Source organism: Acinetobacter sp. 228 (assembly GCF_048147885.1).
In genome coordinates this window covers 1-1,563 of record NZ_JAYWYV010000192.1, presented here as the reverse complement: position 1 = coordinate 1,563, position 1,563 = coordinate 1, and the positions used below count along the sequence as shown (strand labels likewise).

Annotated in this window: 1 protein-coding gene; it reads right to left on the bottom strand. The window is 45.3% G+C overall.

Features of this window, described 5'->3' with window-relative positions; translation table 11 throughout:
• Positions 1–1,357, bottom strand: a 1,357-nt coding sequence (locus VXQ92_RS17265; protein ID WP_416682648.1) for a PLP-dependent aminotransferase family protein, incomplete at its 3' end; no start/stop codon positions are given.
• Positions 1,358–1,563 lie beyond the last annotated feature (206 nt).

Sequence of the window (1,563 nt, the reverse complement as noted above, 5' to 3'; positions counted from 1 at the left end):
AAAGTGGACGAACCTTGACACCACGTTCAAGCGCTGTGGCTGCAATCGCGACATCATCGCAAGAGTTCGGTAGTTTTAAAACTAGATGTAATCCTGCCGCTTCATCATATTCATGAATAAATTCGGGGCCAAGATAGCGTTGAATTAAGCTCACCAAGTAATCGCGGCGTTTACCATAGAGCAGGCGCATACGGCGAATATGCGCTTCATAATGGCCTTCACGAATAAATTCAGCGAGGGCTTTTTGCTCAAGCAAGTGCCCACCACGATAAAGCTCGGCTGCAACAATACGTAGCGGTGAAAATAACGGCTTAGGGACGACCAAATAGCCAATTCTTAAGGATGGATAAATAGTTTTACTAAACGTGCCCATATATAAAACAGGTGCGTTATTTTCTAAGCCTTGCAAAGATGGATAAGGCTGGCCCGAGAAACGGAACTCACTGTCATAGTCATCTTCTACAATCCAGCTATTGTGCTGACGTGCGATTTGAATCAATTGTCTGCGACGATCAAGGCTTAAATGTGAGCCAAGCGGATATTGATGTGATGGTGTGACAAAAATGAGTTTCGGCGGTACAGCCGGATTTTCTTCAGGAATAATGCCTTCAGCATCGACAGGCATGGGCTGAATATCGAGGCCATTAATCCGTAACGTATTACGCATTCCCCAATAAGCGGGATCTTCAATCCAGACTTTATCTCCCATATCACTCAGTGCACGTGAGACTAAATCAATGGCTTGGTGAATGCCTTCGGTAATAATAATCTGGTCCGCATCGCACTGGACTGAACGCGCAACACGTAAGTAATCTGCCAATGCACTTCGAAGCTCTATGCATCCACCTGCATTGCTATAAATTAGACGGTTAATGTCCGGTTCGCGGCTTAAGCGTGCTTGAATACGACTAAAAATATGATGTGGAAACTCGGTAACATCGGGTGCTCCCGGAACAAAGGCTCCCCATTGATGTGGCGAGGCTGCGGCATAGCCCAATAAGTTTGAGCCACGCTGTGAGAGGGCGTAAGAACTTTGAATATTTGGGCTAGAAACTACTTTTTTCTTGTTTTGTGTATTTAAAAAACTCTCTGGTAACTTTTCGGCAACCCATGTGCCATGTCCTGTCCGTGCTTCTAAATAGCCTTCGGCCTGTAGTTGTTCGTAGGCACTAAGAACGGTATTTCTCGAAACATGAATTTCACTGGCTAAATCGCGTGATGCAGGTAGACGAGTCTTGGGCTGGATGACTCCATCAATAATGGCACCACGCAGGCAACGGAAAAGGCGTTGATGTAGTTTCCCTTCAGTGTCCTGTTGGAGTCGTTGCAGCAAATGATCTCCAAGTAAAATACGCAATTGGCTCTCTCCTACAGTTAAAAAGTGGCTCTCGTCAGTTGCCATCAGACGAGCGAAATTACATGCATAGGCAGTCGTTGTAAAGCACCCTGAACATTAAGCACAGGATGCAAAAAAACACACCTGCAACTGATGATGAAAATATGAGGGAATCAAATGGATACTCAACATTCTGCACTTAACGCACGTAAACAGCAAGCAACTCC